Origin of the sequence: Vagococcus sp. CY52-2 (genome assembly GCF_022655055.1) — a bacterium.
GTDB lineage: Bacteria > Bacillota > Bacilli > Lactobacillales > Vagococcaceae > Vagococcus.
The window spans coordinates 194809-214608 of sequence record NZ_CP093384.1; the positions used below are offsets into that span (position 1 = coordinate 194809).

General features: G+C 33.2%; 19 protein-coding genes, 1 tRNA gene and 1 riboswitch. Of the genes, 14 read left to right on the forward strand and 6 right to left on the reverse strand.

What is annotated here, in order from left to right:
* Positions 1 to 190: 190 nt before the first annotated feature.
* A riboswitch (TPP riboswitch) is annotated at positions 191 to 292 on the forward strand.
* Between the two features lie 62 nt (positions 293 to 354).
* Positions 355 to 915, forward strand: a complete 561-nt coding sequence (thiT, locus tag MN187_RS00935; RefSeq protein WP_117973469.1) for an energy-coupled thiamine transporter ThiT — start codon at positions 355 to 357, stop codon at positions 913 to 915.
* Between the two features lie 559 nt (positions 916 to 1474).
* Here the strand turns inward: thiT and nrdF are convergent.
* Genes nrdF through nrdH form a run of 4 tightly spaced genes read right to left on the reverse strand, consistent with a single transcriptional unit; the run spans position 1475 to position 5216 of the window.
* Positions 1475 to 2446 (reverse strand): class 1b ribonucleoside-diphosphate reductase subunit beta, encoded by a 972-nt coding sequence (gene nrdF / locus MN187_RS00940; RefSeq protein WP_117973467.1) that lies wholly within the window; start codon positions 2444 to 2446, stop codon positions 1475 to 1477.
* A 13-nt stretch (positions 2447 to 2459) separates the two neighbouring features.
* Positions 2460 to 4622 carry a class 1b ribonucleoside-diphosphate reductase subunit alpha gene (nrdE, locus tag MN187_RS00945; protein ID WP_241699563.1) on the reverse strand — a complete coding sequence of 721 codons (2163 nt, stop codon included), beginning with the start codon at positions 4620 to 4622 and terminating at the stop codon, positions 2460 to 2462.
* A complete protein-coding gene (gene nrdI / locus MN187_RS00950; protein WP_117973466.1) occupies positions 4600 to 4980 on the reverse strand; it encodes a class Ib ribonucleoside-diphosphate reductase assembly flavoprotein NrdI in 381 nt (126 codons plus the stop codon). The genes nrdE and nrdI overlap by 23 nt, the downstream gene beginning before the upstream one ends.
* Before the next feature lie 2 nt (positions 4981 to 4982).
* Positions 4983 to 5216, reverse strand: coding sequence for a glutaredoxin-like protein NrdH (gene nrdH / locus MN187_RS00955; protein WP_117973465.1), 234 nt, complete (start codon positions 5214 to 5216; stop codon positions 4983 to 4985).
* A gap of 415 nt (positions 5217 to 5631) precedes the next feature.
* Between nrdH and MN187_RS00960 the strand changes: the two genes are divergently transcribed.
* The 8 genes from MN187_RS00960 (at position 5632) to MN187_RS00995 (ending at position 12743) form a co-directional block, all read left to right on the forward strand.
* Positions 5632 to 6198 carry a hypothetical protein gene (locus MN187_RS00960; RefSeq protein WP_117973464.1) on the forward strand — a complete coding sequence of 189 codons (567 nt, stop codon included), beginning with the start codon at positions 5632 to 5634 and terminating at the stop codon, positions 6196 to 6198.
* 53 nt (positions 6199 to 6251) lie between these two features.
* A tRNA-Lys gene (locus MN187_RS00965) sits at positions 6252 to 6324 on the forward strand.
* 189 nt (positions 6325 to 6513) lie between these two features.
* Positions 6514 to 6819 carry a hypothetical protein gene (locus tag MN187_RS00970; protein WP_117973463.1) on the forward strand — a complete coding sequence of 102 codons (306 nt, stop codon included), beginning with the start codon at positions 6514 to 6516 and terminating at the stop codon, positions 6817 to 6819.
* A gap of 433 nt (positions 6820 to 7252) precedes the next feature.
* Complete coding sequence (gene yycF / locus MN187_RS00975) at positions 7253 to 7957, forward strand: response regulator YycF (RefSeq protein ID WP_241699562.1); 705 nt, start codon at positions 7253 to 7255, stop codon at positions 7955 to 7957.
* Between the two features lie 12 nt (positions 7958 to 7969).
* Positions 7970 to 9796 (forward strand): cell wall metabolism sensor histidine kinase WalK, encoded by a 1827-nt coding sequence (gene walK / locus MN187_RS00980; RefSeq protein ID WP_117973461.1) that lies wholly within the window; start codon positions 7970 to 7972, stop codon positions 9794 to 9796.
* The gene (locus MN187_RS00985) at positions 9793 to 11082 is read left to right on the forward strand and encodes a YycH family regulatory protein (protein WP_242094030.1); all 1290 of its coding nucleotides are present in this window, start codon (positions 9793 to 9795) and stop codon (positions 11080 to 11082) included. The genes walK and MN187_RS00985 overlap by 4 nt, the downstream gene beginning before the upstream one ends.
* Positions 11082 to 11915 carry a two-component system regulatory protein YycI gene (locus tag MN187_RS00990; protein WP_242094032.1) on the forward strand — a complete coding sequence of 278 codons (834 nt, stop codon included), beginning with the start codon at positions 11082 to 11084 and terminating at the stop codon, positions 11913 to 11915. Before MN187_RS00985 ends, MN187_RS00990 begins: the two co-directional genes overlap by 1 nt.
* 12 nt (positions 11916 to 11927) lie before the next feature.
* On the forward strand, positions 11928 to 12743 hold the full coding sequence (locus tag MN187_RS00995; protein WP_242094034.1) for an MBL fold metallo-hydrolase: 816 nt from the start codon (positions 11928 to 11930) through the stop codon (positions 12741 to 12743).
* 61 nt (positions 12744 to 12804) lie between these two features.
* On the opposite strand, the gene MN187_RS01000 is transcribed toward MN187_RS00995, so the two are convergent.
* The gene (locus MN187_RS01000) at positions 12805 to 14172 is read right to left on the reverse strand and encodes a S1C family serine protease (protein WP_117973457.1); all 1368 of its coding nucleotides are present in this window, start codon (positions 14170 to 14172) and stop codon (positions 12805 to 12807) included.
* Positions 14173 to 14471: 299 nt separating this feature from the next.
* On the opposite strand from MN187_RS01000, the gene rlmH reads away from it, so the two are divergent.
* The 3 genes from rlmH (at position 14472) to MN187_RS01015 (ending at position 15995) form a co-directional block, all read left to right on the forward strand.
* Positions 14472 to 14951, forward strand: a complete 480-nt coding sequence (gene rlmH / locus MN187_RS01005; protein ID WP_242094036.1) for a 23S rRNA (pseudouridine(1915)-N(3))-methyltransferase RlmH — start codon at positions 14472 to 14474, stop codon at positions 14949 to 14951.
* 359 nt (positions 14952 to 15310) lie between these two features.
* Complete coding sequence (locus MN187_RS01010; RefSeq protein WP_222317032.1) at positions 15311 to 15532, forward strand: hypothetical protein; 222 nt, start codon at positions 15311 to 15313, stop codon at positions 15530 to 15532.
* A 16-nt stretch (positions 15533 to 15548) separates the two neighbouring features.
* Positions 15549 to 15995 carry a JAB domain-containing protein gene (locus tag MN187_RS01015; RefSeq protein WP_241699560.1) on the forward strand — a complete coding sequence of 149 codons (447 nt, stop codon included), beginning with the start codon at positions 15549 to 15551 and terminating at the stop codon, positions 15993 to 15995.
* Between the two features lie 282 nt (positions 15996 to 16277).
* On the opposite strand, the gene MN187_RS01020 is transcribed toward MN187_RS01015, so the two are convergent.
* Positions 16278 to 16958 (reverse strand): IS6-like element IS1216 family transposase, encoded by a 681-nt coding sequence (locus tag MN187_RS01020; RefSeq protein WP_001015311.1) that lies wholly within the window; start codon positions 16956 to 16958, stop codon positions 16278 to 16280.
* A gap of 283 nt (positions 16959 to 17241) precedes the next feature.
* On the opposite strand from MN187_RS01020, the gene MN187_RS01025 reads away from it, so the two are divergent.
* Both MN187_RS01025 and lsa(E) read left to right on the forward strand, forming a co-directional pair.
* On the forward strand, positions 17242 to 17820 hold the full coding sequence (locus tag MN187_RS01025) for a recombinase zinc beta ribbon domain-containing protein (RefSeq protein ID WP_088186203.1): 579 nt from the start codon (positions 17242 to 17244) through the stop codon (positions 17818 to 17820).
* Between the two features lie 442 nt (positions 17821 to 18262).
* Positions 18263 to 19747 carry an ABC-F type ribosomal protection protein Lsa(E) gene (gene lsa(E), locus MN187_RS01030; protein WP_002294513.1) on the forward strand — a complete coding sequence of 495 codons (1485 nt, stop codon included), beginning with the start codon at positions 18263 to 18265 and terminating at the stop codon, positions 19745 to 19747.
* Positions 19748 to 19800 lie beyond the last annotated feature (53 nt).

Consider the following 19800-nt stretch of genomic DNA (forward strand, 5'->3'; position numbering starts at 1 on the left):
AGAGGAAATATGCTACTTACTTGTTAATAACCATCATCGCTTAGCACAAGGGATGACTGATGTTATTCAAATTTGTAAAAATCTTGTATCTGAGTAATTAAATAACTAGATGATTAACAGAATCTGAGTGATTAATTTGACTCTTAAGCGGATACATGACATACTGTGTGTGAAATAAATTAAATACATAACCGTCACAAAGGGGAGCCTTCAAGCTGAGAATGAGTATAGACTCTAAACCCTCGAACCTGATATTGTTAATTCAATCGTAGGAATTGTGTGAAGTGGTAGCAAGTAAGCACTGCTCTTTTGTTGATTGGTCACGTATGAATCGATAATAGGAGGAGTTTTTTTATGTCGAAAAGGTCAAGAATTATTTTAGAGGGGACGATCGTTGCCGCATTATCAATGTCATTATCGTTTATCCCATTAAATATAGGAACAGGATTTTCCATTTCTTTAGGAATGATTCCCTTAACATTATACGCATTACGTCGTGGAACTATACCGGGAATATATGCTGGGTTAGTTTGGGGCTTACTACATTTTTTAATGGGACAAGTTTATTTTTTAACCGTCTCTCAAGTTATTGTTGAATACATTTTTGCTTTTGCAGCGGCTGGTTTTTCTGGTTTATTCAATAAAAAACTACAAATAACGCTGAAAACTAATCCATCAAATGCTTGGCGTTATGTCGTCTCAGGGACATTTGTCGGTGTGTTAGCACGTTACATTTTTCATTTTATTGCGGGGTTTATCTTTTGGGGTAAATATGCCATTTGGGGACTATCTCCAGTGACGTATTCATTAGTGGCAAATGGGATAAGTGGTTTACTGACTGGTGTTGTGACGATGGTTATTCTACTATTAATCTTGAATAAAAATAAAAGCCTATTTATGATGACAGATAATTAACCTGCTTGAAAAAACACTCTTTAATAAAGGGGTGTTTTATTTTTTAATTTAAAAGTGGTGGACTGAAACAAATCCATTGTAGTATCCTATGTGACAAAGTTAGACTATTTCGCTTAGTGTAAATACTTTAAACAGGTGATGAATTATTCACCTAAGTGAAAGTAGGAAAAATAATGAAAAATATTCCTCAAGTGACAGTCATACAACAAACAATACCCTCAGAAAAAATTGCATCAGTTTATTCAGCCAGTAGTGTATTATACTCCTTGATTTTTTCTTTAAGTTTAATCTTGTTAAGTATTGTATCAGATAAGCTGGGTTTTAATATGGTATTTATCATTTCTAGTCTCTGTTTATTAGCCATGACATCTATTACAAAAAGATATAATCGCTTTTTTAATTAATAATTGCTCTCCTTGATAATTAAGGAGGGCTTTTTTTATTTTACTTCTACTGGTGAGATATTCTTTTAACTATAAAAATACACCCGTTGAATTTATGTGAAATAAAACGGGTGTGTTTTTATAGTTTTGTAATAAATGGGTGAGTCTTTTTAATGTTACATACCAATTAGATAATCATCATTTTCCATGGCTTCTACTGTACCAAGTAAGTAACCATTTCCTACTTGAGAGAAAAAGTCATGGTTGCTTGTTCCAGTTGATAATCCATTCATAACGATAGGGTTGACGTCATTGGCTGTATCTGGGAATAAGGCATCCATCCCTAAGTTCATTAGGGCTTTATTTGCATTATAGCGTAAGAATGTTTTGACTTCTTCTGTCCAACCTAATTTATCATACAATAAATCGGTATAGACTTCTTCGTTTTCATAAAGAGTGAAGAGTAAGTCATACATCCATTCTTTCATTTCTTCTTGTTCTTTCGTGCTTAATTCATTGAAACCTAGTTGGAATTTATACCCAATATAAGTCCCATGAACGGACTCGTCACGGATAATTAATTTAATAATTTCGGCTACGTTTGCTAATTTATTGTTTCCTAAATAATACAAAGGTGCGTAGAAACCAGAGTAGAAAAGAAACGTTTCAGCATACACGTTCGCTACTTTTTTTTGTAATGGGGATCCATTTAAATAAATTTCATTAATAATCTCAGCTTTTTTTTGTAGTTGAGGATTGGTGTTTGTCCATTCAAAAATTTCTTCGATTTCAGCCTTAGTGTTTAGTGTACTAAAGATGGATGAGTAACTTTTGGCATGAACAGATTCCATAAATTGAATATTGTTTAACACAGCTTCTTCATGAGGTGTGCGGCTGTCTTTGCGTAAGGCTTCGATAGCACTTTCAGATTGAATCGTATCTAGTAGTGTTAAACCACCAAATACCAGGCCAATATTTTCTTTTTGATCGTCGTTAAAGTTACGCCAATCATCTAAATCGTTTGATAAAGGAATACGTGTATCCAACCAAAATTGTTCTGTCAATTTTTCCCAAGTGGACTTATCAATAATGTCTTCAACAGCATTCCAGTTAATTGCTTGGTAATAGCTATTGTCTAACGTTGTCATTTATTGTTCCTCCTTAAATAACACAGCTTTCACATTGGTTGCTACCAATTTCTTCATCGTCATCAGTATAAGTACGAACGTAGTAAATTGATTTAACGCCTTTATGGAATGCGTAGTGACGTAAGATATTTAAATCACGTGTTGTTTGTTTTGTTGTCTTTGTTTTCCATTCATACAAGCCTTCAGGTATATCTGAGCGCATAAATAGCGTTAAACTCATCCCTTGATCAATATGTTTTTGAGCTGTTGCATACACGTCAATGACTTTACGCATATCCATATCATAAGCGGACGTGTAATACGGCATGGTGTCATTTGATAAGAAAGGTGCTGGGTAATAGATTTTCCCAATTTTCTTTTCTTGACGTTCTTCAATCAAACGAGTGATTGGGTGGATGCTGGCACTTGTATCATTGATATAAGAAATTGAGCCATTAGGTGCTACAGCTAAACGGTTTTGATGGTATAAACCAAATTCTTTAATGGATTGTTTCAATTCTTCCCAGTCTTTTGCTGTTGGAATAAAAATACCATCGAATAATTCTTTGACTTTATCAGAAGAGGGTTTAATTTCTTCATTAATGTAGAGATCAAAGTATTCTCCAGTAGCATATTTTGATTTTTCAAAGTTATCAAATGATTCGTTGCGTTCTTTTGCAATATTGTTACTTTCAACTAAAGTCCAATAGTTTAATAACATGAAATACACATCTGTAAATTCTAATGACTCTTCTGAACCATACTCCATTTGATTTTTGGCAAAGTAAGTATGTAATCCCATAGCCCCTAAACCAATTGTATGATTTAGTCGGTTGCCGTTTTGGATTGATGGAACAACTTCGATATCAGAAGCGTCTGTGATATAAGTTAAAGCTCGTGTCATGGTTTTAACAGATTTTCCAAAGTCTGGACTATCCATTAGGTTGACAATATTTGTAGAGCCTAAGTTACAAGAAATATCTGTTCCAAGGACGTCATATTCTTGGCGATCGTTAATGACAGATGGTTTTTGGACTTGTAAGATTTCAGAACATAAGTTACTCATAATGATTTTACCATCAATAGGGTTTGTACGGTTGGCAGTGTCAATGTTGATGATATAAGGATAACCAGATTCTTGTTGTAATTTACTAATTTCATTTTCTAAGTAACGAGCGTCAATTTTTTGTTTTCTAATACGTGGGTTAGCAACTAAGTTGTCATATTCCTCTGTAATATCAATGTAAGAAAATGGTACGCCATATTCTTTTTCCACACTATATGGACTGAATAAGTACATGTCCTTATTGTTACGAGCCAATTCATAAAACTTATCTGGGACTAACAAACCAAGTGATAATGTTTTAACACGAATTTTTTCGTCAGCATTTTCTTTTTTTGTTGATAAGAACATTTCAATATCCGGATGGAAGACGTTTAAGTAAACCACACCAGCACCTTGACGTTGACCAAGTTGGTTACTATAACTAAAACTATCTTCAAATAATTTCATGACAGGAACGACACCACTTGCTGCTCCTTCAAATCCTTTGATTGGTGCTCCAGCTTCACGCAAGTTTGATAGTGTGATTCCAACACCACCACCAATACGTGATAATTGTAGTGCACTGTTAATTGAGCGACCAATGCTATTCATATCATCAGTTACTTGCACTAAGAAACAAGACACTAATTCACCACGACGTTTACGTCCAGCGTTTAAAAAGGATGGTGTTGCTGGTTGGTAGCGTTGATGAATCATTTCATCTGCTAAACTCATAGCCAGTTCTTCATTACCGTTAGCAAAGTACAAGGCGTTAAACGCTACACGGTCTTCATAGCGCTCTAAATATTGTGTGCCATCATTTGTTTTTAAGGCATATTGAGAGTAGAACTTGTAAGCTGCCATAAATGATTTAAAGGTAAATGATTGAGACGCTAGATACGCATATAGTGATTCAATAAACTCTAGTGAGTAAAGAGATAAAAATTCTTCTTCTACATACTCATTTTCAGTTAAGAATGTCAATTTTTCTTTTATAGAAGAAAATTGTTTCGTATTTGGCTCCACGTTTTCTTTAAAAAAGGCATCTAAAGCCTCTTTATCTTTATATAAGGGAATTTGATCATTTACGGGGCGGTTGATTTCGTTATTTAATTCGAAATAAGTTACGTCAGTCAGATCTTTTAGACTCAAATTCATTCACTACTTTCTTAAAATTTTTTACATCGTCATTTGTGCCACTAAATTCAAAAGAAAACACAAGAGGAATGCCATAATCTTTTGCAATGTCTTTTGCAGTAAAGACAAATAAGTCTCCAAAGTTAAGATTGCCACCACCAGCGACACCTAGTAAGTGCTCTTGGTTGGTTTTGTACTCAATAAAATCGTTCACTACTTCTGTGACTTCTTTGTCATAAGTAGGAACGATTAATAGATAGTCTTCATTGATTTCATGAAAAGGATTGGTTGTGTCAATTTCATGAAAAGGAAGGTCTAGTTTGTTAATAAAACGTCTTGTCTGTCCGGTTAAAGAAAAAAAGACTAGTTTCATGATTAAACCGCCAACGTTCTTAATTGATCAGGTCTAAAACCAACAATTGTCATATTTTCATCCATTGTTTTTAAAACAGGCACACTTTGGAAACCTTGTTCTTTTAATGAATCAATATATTGTGGTTCTTTATCTATGTTAATTTCATTAAATTCAACATTTTTTTGTGCTAAAAATTTCTTTGTCATTAAACATTGTGGACAATTGTTTTTTGTGTATAGTGTGATTGTATTCATGAGTTCTTCCTCCTAATTTGTTCTTCTTAATATAAATATAAGTATAGCTTGAAATAAAAAAAAGTCAATAATGAAACACTAGATATTGTGTTTGGATTATTGAAAGCTACTATCTATTGTGTTTTAGGTGAAAAAGAAAAAATTCTCATAAAATAAAAATGCTTAACCAATAGTTTCTAGTATAGACATACTAAGTATAAAAGTAAATAGAAAAAAAATTTGAAAAAAACCAAATTTGTCGTCTCATCAGACGAAACTATTCATAAACTTATATTAAATTATCTATATAATAATAAATAGTATAGATGACTTTTATAAAAGGTGGTTACCTTAAAATTTACATGATACGTTTAATGAATAAGGTATTAATCCCCTTTTTTGAAAAATAGATGATATCAGAAAAGATGGTGAGATAATGGCAAATGATTATTTAGAAAAAGCGAATCATTTATTTGAAGAAGCGATGAGTGATACCAAAGAAAAATTAAATGTATTTGAAAAAACATTTTATTATAGACAACTTAACTATTCTGAACGGAGAATGTCTCGAAGAGTTATTATGTCCTTTAGTGAATATATGTTTGATTATCACTTTCAGACATTAGATAATTGGAATGAGCAAGCGCTACAAGATGTCTTATTAGATATTTTTCCCCATGAAGTTATTGCAGGAAAGAAATGTTTTGAGAAAATTCTTCTCATTTTGGTAAAATTTTTTGAATTTCTATATTTTCACGAAAAATGTTCACAAGGGCTACAATTAGCCGAGACGACTAAAAATTTAAAAGAATTGGTTTTACTGGAAGTCGAGAATTTATTAATAGGAACTCCAGAAGCAGATTTATTAACATTAGGTGAAGAAATAGGCCTCGATATAGGCAACTTAGAAGACATTGATTGTTTATATCAATTAGCCGAATTAATACAGAATGAGGGAGAAAGGTCTAGAAATATCGTTCCAATGAAAGTACGTAAAATCTAGAAAATTTCTTGCGTGAAAAAATAACAAGTGATATAATAGACCCGTTAACTATTGGGCTGTTAGCTCAGTTGGTAGAGCAACGGACTCTTAATCCGTGGGTCAAGGGTTCAAGCCCCTTACAGCCCATAAAATAAGAAAAACATTGTGGAATGAGTGAGTATGAACTTATTTGTCAATGTTTTTTTATTTTTACGCCGTTAAACAGTCAATCTGTCGAGAGACGATAAGAGTGTTGTTATATAAAGAAGGGGTTTTAGTACAAGAAAAAATTCTTTGATGTTATAATAACTTGTAAAGAGATGGAGGATGATTAGTATGAAAAAATCAACAAAATGTGCCATTGTAGCAACAGGTGTCATAGGTCTAATCACTATCACTAAACTAACCAAAAGAGGGATTGAGAAAACTACAGAATCTGTAAATCGCCTAAAGTATAAATTGTTAGTAAAAGATAAATTACAAGACAATCAAAATTTATTAGATATTATCGATGAATTAGATGATGAAGAGTTAAAAACAATGGTTAGTGTCTTTGAACGACTAGAAGTTGAGCCAACGGAAAGCCATATTGATTCATTGAAGTCAAAATTAAATGCGATTAAAACACAGGTGAAAGCTTGATTTTTTAGCATAATAAAAGAGGATACAAAAAAAGTTGAGATCACATCTCAACTTTTTTTGCTTCTATAAGACTAGACTTTGTAAGGGAAGGGGAAACCTAGTCTTACTTCAATTATTAGCCGAATAAATTAAATGAATTAATTTATATATTAAGTTTAAGTTATATACAGGAAAGTCACAATGAAAAAAACAAGTTAATTAAATAACACAGATTAGAATGTTTATAAACATTGATATATCAACTAATATAAAATCGTCATTTTTTTCTTATGCATATGCAAAATACCGAAAAAAATAAGTGATATTTACTGAAAATTGTCAAAAAAGTTTGAAATGATTCTGAAAATCGGAAATGTTTTTTAAGTATTCAAAATGTTGTATAATAGTGGGGATGACTTTTATGATAATGAAGAATTGAGGATGGTGACCAATAGTGAAAAAAATACTAGTTGTAGATGATGAGAAGCCTATTTCAGATATAGTAAAATTTAATTTAACAAAAGAAGGATATGAAGTTTTTACCGCTTTTGATGGTGAAGAGGCAGTTGAAATGGTGGATGAAGTAAATCCGGATTTAATTATTTTGGACTTAATGTTACCCAAAAAAGATGGTTTGGAAGTGTGTCGTGATGTGCGTAAAAAGTATGATACACCGATTATTATGGTAACAGCCAAGGATTCCGAAATAGATAAAGTGTTAGGATTGGAACTTGGAGCAGATGATTATGTGACAAAACCATTCTCTAATCGTGAATTAGTGGCGCGTGTGAAAGCTAATTTACGTCGACATGGTAATACAACGTCTAAAACGGAAGAAGCACCAAGTAATGAATTAACAATTGGTGCGTTAACTATTCATCCAGATGCTTATGTGGTATCAAAACGAGGTGAAACCATTGAGTTAACGCATCGTGAATTTGAATTGCTCCATTATCTTGCAAAACATATTGGACAAGTTATGACACGTGAGCATTTACTTCAAACGGTTTGGGGGTATGATTATTTTGGTGATGTGCGTACAGTGGATGTGACGGTACGGCGTTTGAGAGAAAAAATAGAGGATAATGCTAGTCATCCTAATTGGTTAATTACACGACGTGGTGTTGGTTATTATCTTAGAAATCCAGAACAAGATTAGGTGAAGCATATAATGAAAAAAAATAGAACGCCCTTTTTTTCATCTGTTCACTTTAAAATTGCTTTGGTGTTTGTGCTATTATTGATGATTTCGATTGAGATTGTCGGAGCTATTTTTATCCGAGTGCTTGAAACATCAACCATTCAAACGTTTGAGGAAAATGTGACTAACCAAGTTGAAACACTCGCGACCAATTTAAGTTCTGAAATTAGCAAAAAAAATGATTCACAACAAGAATCTAATTTAAAGCGAATTTTAGATGAATTTTCTAAAAACGAAATTTTAGAAGTTCGTTTAGTAGATGATAAAGGGATTGTTATGGCAACAAGTGATCCAAATCTACAAGGAGATGTTGGAAAAAAAAATGATTATGAATTATTTAATTCATTTAATCAAAAAAAAGAAGAACGGACAGACCCAAAAACGGGGCAGAGGGTATTTATTAATATTGAACAAATATATTCTCCCACTGGTGATACGGTAATTGGTTCATTATATGTTAAAAGCAATATAGAAAGTAAGTATCAACAAGTTAGTGAGATTACGTTGATATTTTTCTATGCATCGATGATTGCACTTATCTTTACGTTAATCATAGCGCTGCTTGTATCTAGAACGATTACAAAGCCTATTGGCGAAATGAAACAACAAGCAGATAGAATTGCTAATGGTGATTATTCAGGACAAGTGGAAGTTTATGGGAAAGACGAATTAGGACAATTAGGGGAGACATTTAATGAACTGTCTTATCGTGTTAAAGAAACACAAGAAACCATGGATGCTGAAAGGCGTCGCTTAGATAGCGTTCTAACTCATATGTCTGATGGTGTTATCGGAACCGATCGTCGTGGAAACATCATTTTAATTAATGACACAGCGTTAAATTTACTGCGAATTGGTACTGAAGATGTCATCAATCAATCCATTTTAGAGTTATTAAAATTAGGAGATAAGTATAGCTTTAGGGACTTACTAGAAGTACAAGAAGATGTGTTACTTGATTTTAGTGAAGATTTTAGTGAAACAACTCTTATTCGTGCAGAGTTTTCAATGATTCGGCGAGAGTCTGGTTTTATCAGTGGATTAGTATGTGTGCTTCATGACGTGACCAAAAAAGAAAAAGACGAAGAAGAACGTCGCCAATTTGTTTCAAATGTATCTCATGAGTTAAGAACACCTCTAACAAGTATGAAAAGCTACATTGAAGCTTTACTTGATGGCGCATGGCAAGATTCAGAAGTTGCCCCACAATTTTTAAAAGTTACACAAGAAGAAACCAATCGCATGATTCGGATGATTAATGATTTACTTCAATTATCACGTATGGATGCCAATAAAATTGAGTTACAAAAAGAATTAGTCCATTTAAATGAATTGTTTAATTATGTGTTAGATCGTTTTGATATGGTGATTAAGGATAGTGATAGAAATTATGTGATTAAACGAGAATTTACTCAACGAGCGATTTGGGTCGATATTGATACTGATCGCATGATTCAAGTATTGGATAATATCTTAAATAATGCCATGAAATATTCGCCAGATGGTGGAACGATTACTTGTCGTTTACTTGAAACACACAAAAATGTCGTATTAAGTATTTCTGATGAAGGATTAGGTATTCCAAAACAAAATCTTGGCAGAGTGTTTGATCGTTTTTTCCGTGTTGATAAAGCACGCTCCCGTGCAATGGGCGGTTCTGGTTTAGGACTGGCTATATCAAAAGAATCAATACTAGCACATGGTGGAAATATTTGGGCAGAAAGCGAAGAGAATAAAGGTTCGACATTCTTTATTTCACTACCTTATGAACCCTACGAGGAGGATCTATGGGAATGAGTAAATTAGGAGAGAATCTGTTAAAGATTGGTGTCATTTTAATGGTGCTACTTAGTTTATTTTTATCTTGGAAAATTTGGACAAAACCTGCTAATCGCAGTTTTCAAGATAGAACAGCGAAGGTCAAAGCCGTTGTGCAGAAAAAAGATATGACGGAAGTATATATGCCAACCAAATTATTTTATCATCACGGGAATGGAGATCATTTTCTGTACTCTAATAAAGAATCTACCATGACAAGTTTGCATGAGAAAATTGTGTCACTTGAATTTGGGACTGCTCGGACTATGACAACAGGCCAAGTAGAAAGTCTAATTACGCAACGCGATTTATTTAATTTGGTTTATCCAAGTGCTATTCCAGCCTCTTTATTCATCAATATGAATAATTTATCTATCTCCTTGCCACGTGATAGTAAAAACTTAATGTTTAATTGGTTAATTATGTCACTAGATGATGGAAAAATTTACTTTGTGAATTACAAAAATAAATTAGGAGTAGAAGTTGAGGTTAAAGGAAATATTTCTAGTATTACTTCAATACTTGATGCTGAAAATAATAATTATGTAAACGCCCTATTATCTACAGATAATGTCGCAGGTATCTATTATTTAGCTGATAGTGCCAAGCTCAAAACTTATAGTTATATTATTGCCACACAGTCTTTTACGACGTTTTCACATGGCTTTTTCAATCAACCAAATGATTTGTTTTCAAATGAAGGTGAAAACTTAAGTTTGTCAAATAGTGAGGGAGAGTCATTAACTATTGATAGTCAAACAGGTGAAGTGAATTATTTTGGTAAGTTAAAACAGAGTCATGTTGGAAATGAAAATAGCTTATATTATGATACGTTTCAATATGTAGAAGACATGGGGACATCTTTAGGTAATCTACGATATTTTTCAGATACTAGTAATGAAGTGGTATATAGAAATTATGTAGAAGGATTCCCTGTATTTGGTGATAATATGAAAGGGTGTCTGGCAACGACTGTTCAAAATAAAAATGTGTTTATTAAAGCCAATCAAGATACCTTGCAAATTCCTCTACCTTCAGACGATTCTGTGACTCTTGTACCCACTCAAGAATTAGTTGATCATTTGAAAAATCAAGGTGCAGATATGTCTAAAATAATAGATATTCAGATAGGATACAAGTGGGAGCAAAATAAAGAAACGCAACAAGCCATTGATTTAGTCCCTTCTTGGTATATAAAATATGATGACAATTGGATGACTCAAGAAGAGTTAGAAAAAACACTGGCTAAAGGAGGCCAGATTTAATGGATTTTAGACGAGTTGAAGGCATCTTTTTTATCGTGTTTTTATTTTTGAACATGTTTTTATTCTATATCTATCAAGAAGGAAGAGAGCCTCAAGATTATATTTCAACAGGAAGTATTTCAGAAAATTTAGAAGAACGTTTAAAGGCTGAACATATTGAAGTCCCTAGCAATCTGTCAAAAGTGAAAAAAGAGGGATACTATCTCTCAGCAGAAGAAGATGACTTAGCAACTGATGCACGTGAAAAATTGACTGACCAATCATGGCAAGTGAACAATCATCAACTGACTAGTCAAATGATGATTCAATCTGATGTCGTCATAAAAAAAACAAATGCCATTGAGTCACTTGATAATTTTATTCGTAATTCATCCAATATATTATATGGAATAGATTATGTATTAAACGAAGAGGAAACCATTCCGTTAAAGAATTATATTTACAATCAAACATATGAAGGTATTCCATTTTATGATGAAACAGCCCAATTATCTGTGATTGTTTCTCAAGATAAATTTGAAAATAATCATATATCTAGCTATAAGCAAACACACATTAGTCGCATTGAGCCACTACGTGAAATACAAAGTGTCATTTCTGAGCGTGATGCGATTATTAGTTTATATACTAATAATCGCATTCAATCTGGCGATACAATTAAATGGATACACTTAGGTTATACGCGTATTTTTTCGGTTCGAGGAAAGGATGTCTATATTCCAGCGTGGTTTGTTTCAGTTGAAAGTAGTAAAAATGTGACACAAACAGAACGTGTGAACGCTTTTACTAATGCGGTCATTTCATCTTCTGTATCAGAGGTTATTAATAAGTAGCTAGTAGGAAGGATGCATTTAATAGTGTCAGAAACAAGTTTTAATATTAGTGTACTGGCTAGTGGAAGTACTGGTAATTCGTTATATATTGAAACAGATAAACGAAAAGTACTAGTTGATGCTGGTCTTAGTGGAAAAAAAATCACGAGTTTACTATCATCCATTGATCGCTCGCCAGAAGATTTAGATGCAATTTTGGTAACTCATGAACATCGTGATCATATTCATGGGGTAGGTGTTTTAGCAAGAAAATATCATTTAGATATTTATGCTAATGAATTAACTTGGCAAGCGATGGAAAAATCAATAGGAAATGTTCCTTTTGAACAACGAAATATATTTGATATGGGAAAAATTATGACTTTTGGTGATATGGATATTGAAAGTTTTGGCGTATCCCATGATGCAATAGCGCCACAATTTTATCGATTTTATAAGGATAATAAATCGTTTGTTGTTTTAACCGATACTGGATATTGCAGTGAACAAGTTAAAGGCATCATAAAAAATGCTGATGCTTACTTATTAGAAAGTAACCATGACCCTAATATGTTGCGGATGGGTCATTATCCATGGAACACTAAGCAACGGATATTAGGTGATAAAGGCCATTTATCAAATGAAGATGGTGCACTAGCTGCTACTGAATTTATTGGTGATCGAACCAAACACATTTATTTAGGGCATTTAAGTAAAGAGAATAATATGAAAGAGTTAGCTAATATGACAGTAACAGGTATTTTACAACAACATGGTATTGATGCAGGTGGTCAAGTTAACATTATGGACACTGACCCTGATAAAGCCTGTGATTTATTTGCAATTTAGTTAAAAAGCAACACCCCAATCAGTCGTAGTGCATGGTTGATTGGGGCGTTTTTAATTTATATTAGTTAAAAGGGTTAGTTGAGTTATTACGACTTTGTTCTGTTTGTTGTTCTTGAGCCTGTTTTTGTTGTTCTTCTAATTTACTGGAATCTTCAGTCAAGTTAACCGTTGTTTTTGCTTCTTTTCCATCGCGATAGTAAGTCAATTCTATTTTATCACCAATGTTTTTAGAATAAAGAATGGATTGTAGTTCAGTTGTGCTAGAAATGTCTTTCCCATCTATTTTAGTAATGACATCATATTGTTTCAAACCAGCAGCTGCAGCAGGTGTATCCTTCTCAACAGAGGCAACTACGACACCATTAGTAATTTTATCATCTAATTTTAGAACACTTTTCTTGTCTTCTGTTTTTAATACATTTAAATTAACCATTTTTATACCAAGCATAGGACGAGCGACAGATTTACCTTGTTCAAGTTGATTAATGATATTGACTACTTCATTACTTGGAATAGCAAATCCCATCCCTTCAGCACTCACACCAGAAGCTGCTTGAGCGATTTTACTTGAATTGATTCCAATAACTTGTCCAGCAGTATTGATCAAAGCACCACCAGAGTTACCTGGGTTAATTGCCGCATCTGTTTGAATAGCTTTACTATTAATAATCGCACCATCAGATGTTTGATTTGTAATCATACGATCTTTTGCTGAGATAATTCCTTGAGAAACAGAGTTTGCAAAAGTTGATCCAAGAGGAGAACCGATTGCTAGAACAGTTTCACCAACTTTTACGTTGTTTGAATTACCAAATTCAGCTATAGTGGTAACGTCTTTATCGGAAATTTCAAGAACAGCTAAGTCACTATAGGTATCTGTTCCTATGATTTTGGCATCAGCTTTTTTACCACTATGTAACATAATACTGACAGCACTAGCACCAGCAACAACATGATTATTAGTTACAATATAAGCCTTTCCATTATCTTTTCTGTAGATAACACCACTACCTTCACCAGCTTCTTGTAATTCATCTTTAGATGATTGTGAACCAGAAGCAGGACCAAATATTTTTTCTATATCGGATAATTCAGAATTACTTTTTTGGTAAGTTGTAACGGATACAACAGCATCTTCAACTTTTTCAACTGCCTTTGTTACTTCGGATTCAACATTGACATTCACATTGCTGACAGTTGTTTTTCCTTTTTCAACAGGTGCAGTTGTAGTTGACGCATTATTGGAGCTTGACGCATTATGGTCATTTATATAAGCAGAACCCCCTACTACGAGTAGCCCACCCAATGCACCAGCGGCTAATGAAATACCAAAACGCTTAAAAAGAGAGGGGTTTGATGGAGTAGGATTATTTTTTTTATGTATCGTTTCACGCTTTTGTTCTTCGTTTGGTGTGACGTCTTTTCTCATAGATGTCATCCTCCTTTAAATTTATGTTTAACCTATTATAAGATAAGAACGTGGTATTAGTCTAATATTAGTGGTTATATTGGAACAATACTTGAAAAACTTAAGATATTTTTTTAAAATATGAAGAAATAATGAATTTAAGAAAAAAATGTGAAGGCGAGAAATAAAAAAGTTATCAACATAACTTATCCACAATTTAGTGGGTAAGTAAAAAATCTTTATAATAGAAATTTTTTGATTGTGAGTAAAACTGTGGATAATTTTTTTAGTATAAAAATAAAGAGAACGGATGGATAAAAGTGAAAATAAAAATCATTACGGTAGGCAAATTAAAAGAGAAATATTTGAGACAGGGGATCGATGAGTATAGTAAACGCTTGAGTCGATATTGCAAATTAGAGATGATAGAGGTGTCTGATGAAAAAGCACCAGAAAGCCTAAGCCAGATAGAGATGAAACAAGTTAAGGACAAAGAAGGACAACGCATTTTAAGTAAGGTAAGTGACCAAGATTACGTCTTTGCTTTAGCTATTGAAGGCAAACAATTATCATCAGAAGAATTCGCTAGTGAACTAGACAAATTAACAACACGTGGGAAAAGTCAGTTTGTGTTTATTATAGGAGGATCACTTGGGTTATCCACAGATGTGTTAAAGAGAAGTGATGAAAAACTATCATTTGGTCGACTGACTTATCCACACCAATTAATGAAATTGGTTTTAACAGAACAAATTTATCGAACTTTCAGGATTAATAATGGAGAACCGTATCATAAATGATGCGGTTTTTTTGTTGGTTATCTATATATAGTGTTAAATGAGGTTGTTAAACCTTGAATAAATACTAATCTTTATATATGCAGAGATAGTTTACTATGTTCTGAATAGAAGCACAAAGTATTTTATTCATCTTCAAATAATATAAGAATACATAACTATGACCAGAAAGAGAAAAAGATAACAACATCAAAAAGTAAGCCAGCTAAATCTAAGGCTGCTAAGGTTTTAGTAGATCATAAAAATAAGAAACACTGATTTAGTGGTAAATATGAATATATATTATAACAATGAGTCCAATGACATGAAAGTCATTGGACTTTTTCTATGCCCCAAAAATGAATAATTAAGGAGGTTACGAAATGAAAGTTGAATCAGAAACAGTTAGGAATAAAGTTTTTATGAATGGTAAGAAAACACGTCGTTATTTATTGCAAGGAAGATTGAAGGAGATATTGAACCTACTTACTAAAACTAATAAAGAAAAAGTAGTGGCGATTGTTGATGAAAAAGATAGACCAATCCATCCTTTGGTACCAAGTATCAGAAATCAGCCATGGACGTTGGAGAAAATAAAAATATGAAGGGAGTAAAATAACGATGAAACCTAGGAAAAGAATTGATGTCGTGAGTTTAAAATTGGTTAAGGAGTCCAGCTTATTGTATGAGCCAAGACAATGTACTTCTGTGGCATCCGCTTACCAACTAGTGAGACCCTTTATTGAAGAAAAAGATAGAGAACATTTGGTTGTCGTGGGGCTCAATACAAAACATGAACCTTTAATTATTAACTTAGTTCATATAGGAACAGTTAATCAGAGTATCGCAGAACCTAGAGATATTTTTAAACCAGTTCTACTGTCTAACAGTACTAGATATATAGTTGCTCATAATCATCCTTCTGGAGATACGACACCTTCAACACAAGATAAGTTATTAACAAAAAAATTAAAAGCTGCGGGAGAGTTGTTAGGAATAGAATTACTGGATCATTTAATTATAGGAGGTAATTGTTATTATTCTTTTAAAGAAGAGGGACAACTATAAGGAGTTAGTTTGTAAGGTATTGATGATTCAGCTTTCATCTTGTTATGTGGGAGGCATGGAATGATTGATTTAAAGAGAGAGAAAGGTATTTGAAAAATATGATTGTGGAAATATTAGAGTTATTGGTAGATTGCTTATCAGAAATATTAGATACTATGGAAGAAATAGGAGGAAGCAAATGAATTGGTTTAAATTATTTATTAAGGTAACTACTACGATTGTTATAGAGGTTCTGTTGCAAAGTTTTAAATAAAGAATAAAATCCCTTACGGTATCTATGATTTAAGCTGGGATTCCCAATAATACCTTGATTTCAGTACAGACCGAAAACCCGAAGAGAGTGCCTTCTTTTCGGGTTTTCTTATATAATCCTCGAATGGCTTCCATGCCTTTAATCGTGGTAGAGGCAGTGCGTAAACTTCGATAGAATTTATTGCGTCTCTTTACTGGACGATGGTCTTGTTCAATCAAATTATTCAGGTATTTAATGGTACGATGTTCTGTCCCTTGATAAAAGCCGTATTCTTTTAGTTTCTTAAAGGCACTTGTAATAGAGGGGGCTTTATCTGTGACTACAACCTTCGGTTCATCAAACTGCTTCACTAACCGCTTAAGAAAAGCATAGGCTGCTTGTGTGTCCCGTTTTTTACGTAACCAAATATCCAAGGTTAAACCATCTGCATCGATGGCTCGATACAAATAATGCCATTTTCCTTTAATTTTGATGTACGTTTCATCCATTTTCCATGAATAAAAGGATTTTTTATTTTTCTTTTTCCAAATTTGATAGAGTAGTTTGCCATATTCTTGCACCCAACGATAAATCGTCGTATGAGAAACGTTAATGCCACGATCATATAAGATTTCTTGAACTTCACGATAGCTAAGGTTATAACGAAGATAGTAGCCCACGGCTACAATAATCACATCCTGCTGAAATTGCTTTCCTTTAAAATGATTCATCGTCATTCCTCCTGCTATCTTTTTCTATTATTCTACCTTATTTGATAGTAGATTTAAAACTTTGCAACAGAACCCATCGAAGCCTCTAGTGAGCAGCATCTGAACGACATTGATGAGTTCAATATCAACAGGAATGGTCTTATCGGCGCATTTACAACAAGGCTTCGACCAAATTTCACTGTATAGCTCTAAACATCGTGGACACATCGTCATCATACAATCACTTCCTTCACCAGTTTATAGAAAGTAGTTCTTTTAAGATTAAGTGCCTGCATAGTTGCAGTTGCAGTTTGCTCGCCAGTGCGGTGATATTTACCGCCGGGTACACTGGAATAACCGAGGTTACAAGTCTATTGTTTGGAGATGCGTCAGCCGTTTGGAGGAAAAAGGATCTGAATGTACTGCCCCTACCATAAACGAGGAAACATTGCAGACAGCAGTGGTTAAGGCTATTAACGAACTTTTGGCTAACAAAGAACCCTTCCTCCAGGCGTTGCAGAAAAACATAGCTACTATACTTAATGAAGAAAATGATAATGCCACCAATGATATTGATAGCAAATTGGAAGAATTACAACAACAGCTTCTTATCCAAGCAAAATCCAAGAATGACTATGAAGATGTGGCTGATGAAATCTACCACCTTCGAGAATTGAAGCAAAATGCACTTGTTGAAAATGCAGAGCGTGAAGGAAAAAGGCAACGAATCGCTGAAATGACTGATTTCTTTAATGAACAATCCTGTGAGTTAGAGGAATATGATGAGCAGTTAGTAAGGAGGCTTATAGAAAAAGTTACGGTATTTCATGATAAGTTCGCCGTTGAATTCAAATCAGGAGTCGAGATTGATGTAGAAGGGTAATCTTTAGAAAGAGAACAGAAGAATTATATTGGATTTTTAAAGATAATATGATATAATAAAACGACTTGGAGGTGGAAGAATGTATAACTTTTCTTGCTAATTATATGATGCATAATAAGATATTTAAAGAAACGGCTATAGAACCGTTTGTTTTGTTATGCAAATTGCAAGAAAGTTAAGTATTCTACACTCAATAATACATTACAGTAACCTTATGTTATGTATAACAAAAGGTAATAATAGTATTTGTTTTTGAGCCGTAAGAATTTACTTTCTTGCGGCTTTTAATATTTGTAAAAGAAAGGAAGATAAACGTGATAGACAATGATACTATGTCATTCATGACAAAATCCTTGCAGAGTTGGATAACATTATAGAGTAATTAATGCCGAAAACCGACTTTGCTTATAAAATTTTTATAATGTAAAGGAGGAAGAAATATATGTCCTTAATAAATGTTTCAAATCTAACTTTTTCATATGAAGGAAGTTATGACAATATTTTTGAAAATGTAAGTTTTCAGATAGATACAGATTGGAAACTCGGTTTTATTGGAAGAAACGGACGCGGTAAAACTACTTTCTTAAATTTACTGCTTGGCAAATATGCGTATTCCGGCAATATAAGTTCTACAGTTAAGTTTGAGTATTTTCCTTATGATGTGGAAGATAAGAGTCTATATACAATTGAAGTAATGAAGAGTATTTGTACGGAATGTATGGATTGGGAGATTTTTCGTGAAATATCATTGCTTGATGTTCAAGAAGATGCTTTATATCGTCCGTTTAATACATTGTCAAATGGTGAGCAAACAAAGGTCCTTCTTGCAGCTTTATTCCTTACAGCGAGTTGTTTCCTGCTTATTGATGAACCTACAAACCATCTTGACATCGATGCACGTAATGTAGTGCAAAACTATTTGAAACGCAAGAAGGGGTTTATTTTGGTATCTCATGATAGAAGCTTACTTGATCAATGTGTTGACCATATACTATCTATCAATAAAACGAATATCGAAATCCAAAAGGGAAATTTTACTTCTTGGTGGGAGAACAAAACGTTACAAGATAATTTTGAACTGGCAGAAAACAAGAAACTCCTTAAAGAAATAGGAAGGTTGTCTTATGCAGCAAAACGTAGTTCAAACTGGTCAAATAAAGTAGAAAAAAGTAAATATGGAACAACAAATTCTGGTTCAAAACTGGATAAGGGTTATGTTGGACATAAGGCTGCAAAAGCGATGAAACGTGCCAAAAATATTGAGTCAAGACATCAGGAAGCCGTTTTACAAAAATCAGAACTGCTCCACAACATTGAACAATATGATGACTTAAAAATTTCACCACTTGAATTTCACAAAGAGTGCTTAATAGAAGCGAATGATTTATCATTGTCTTATGGAGATAAAGAAGTATGCAGTAATCTTAATTTCAGAGTCAATATTGGTGATAGAGTTGCCATTATCGGAAAAAATGGGAGTGGTAAGTCTAGTATCCTAAAATTGATTAATGGAGATGATATTAAATTTACCGGAAATTTTATGCTAGCAAGTGGACTAAAAATTTCTTATATTTCGCAAGATACTTCATATTTAAAAGGTAATCTATCTGAATTTGCCTATAATAATAAGATCGATGAAACTCTATTTAAAACGATTCTTCGTAAACTGGATTTTAATAGAGAGCAGTTTGATAAGAACATGGTGGATTTTAGTGCTGGTCAGAAAAAGAAAGTACTAATTGCTAAAAGCCTTTGTGAAAGTGCACATTTGTATATATGGGATGAGCCATTGAACTATATTGATATTTTTTCACGTATCCAAATTGAAAAAATGATTTTGGAATATTGTCCTACACTATTGTTTGTGGAGCATGATGATGCTTTTTGCAATAACATTTGTACGAAAAATATTAATTTAGGTTTGTAGAGATTTTGAGTTGCCACAATAACTAAAAGATATTTACATGAAAGGGTGAAGAA

Bases quoted from the DNA above. Each gene is read 5' to 3' on its own strand.
- thiT (WP_117973469.1), top strand. From the start codon at position 355: ATGTCGAAAAGGTCAAGAATTATTTTAGAGGGGACGATCGTTGCCGCA.
- nrdH (WP_117973465.1), bottom strand. From the start codon at position 5,216: ATGAATACAATCACACTATACACAAAAAACAATTGTCCACAATGTTTA.
- walK (WP_117973461.1), top strand. From the start codon at position 7,970: ATGAAAAAAAATAGAACGCCCTTTTTTTCATCTGTTCACTTTAAAATT.
- nrdI (WP_117973466.1), bottom strand. From the start codon at position 4,980: ATGAAACTAGTCTTTTTTTCTTTAACCGGACAGACAAGACGTTTTATT.
- nrdF (WP_117973467.1), bottom strand. From the start codon at position 2,446: ATGACAACGTTAGACAATAGCTATTACCAAGCAATTAACTGGAATGCT.
- MN187_RS01010 (WP_222317032.1), top strand. From the start codon at position 15,311: ATGAAAGTTGAATCAGAAACAGTTAGGAATAAAGTTTTTATGAATGGT.
- MN187_RS01000 (WP_117973457.1), bottom strand. From the start codon at position 14,172: ATGAGAAAAGACGTCACACCAAACGAAGAACAAAAGCGTGAAACGATA.
- MN187_RS00995 (WP_242094034.1), top strand. From the start codon at position 11,928: ATGCATTTAATAGTGTCAGAAACAAGTTTTAATATTAGTGTACTGGCT.
- MN187_RS01020 (WP_001015311.1), bottom strand. From the start codon at position 16,958: ATGAATCATTTTAAAGGAAAGCAATTTCAGCAGGATGTGATTATTGTA.
- MN187_RS00985 (WP_242094030.1), top strand. From the start codon at position 9,793: ATGAGTAAATTAGGAGAGAATCTGTTAAAGATTGGTGTCATTTTAATG.
- MN187_RS01015 (WP_241699560.1), top strand. From the start codon at position 15,549: ATGAAACCTAGGAAAAGAATTGATGTCGTGAGTTTAAAATTGGTTAAG.
- MN187_RS00990 (WP_242094032.1), top strand. From the start codon at position 11,082: ATGGATTTTAGACGAGTTGAAGGCATCTTTTTTATCGTGTTTTTATTT.
- MN187_RS00970 (WP_117973463.1), top strand. From the start codon at position 6,514: ATGAAAAAATCAACAAAATGTGCCATTGTAGCAACAGGTGTCATAGGT.
- MN187_RS00960 (WP_117973464.1), top strand. From the start codon at position 5,632: ATGGCAAATGATTATTTAGAAAAAGCGAATCATTTATTTGAAGAAGCG.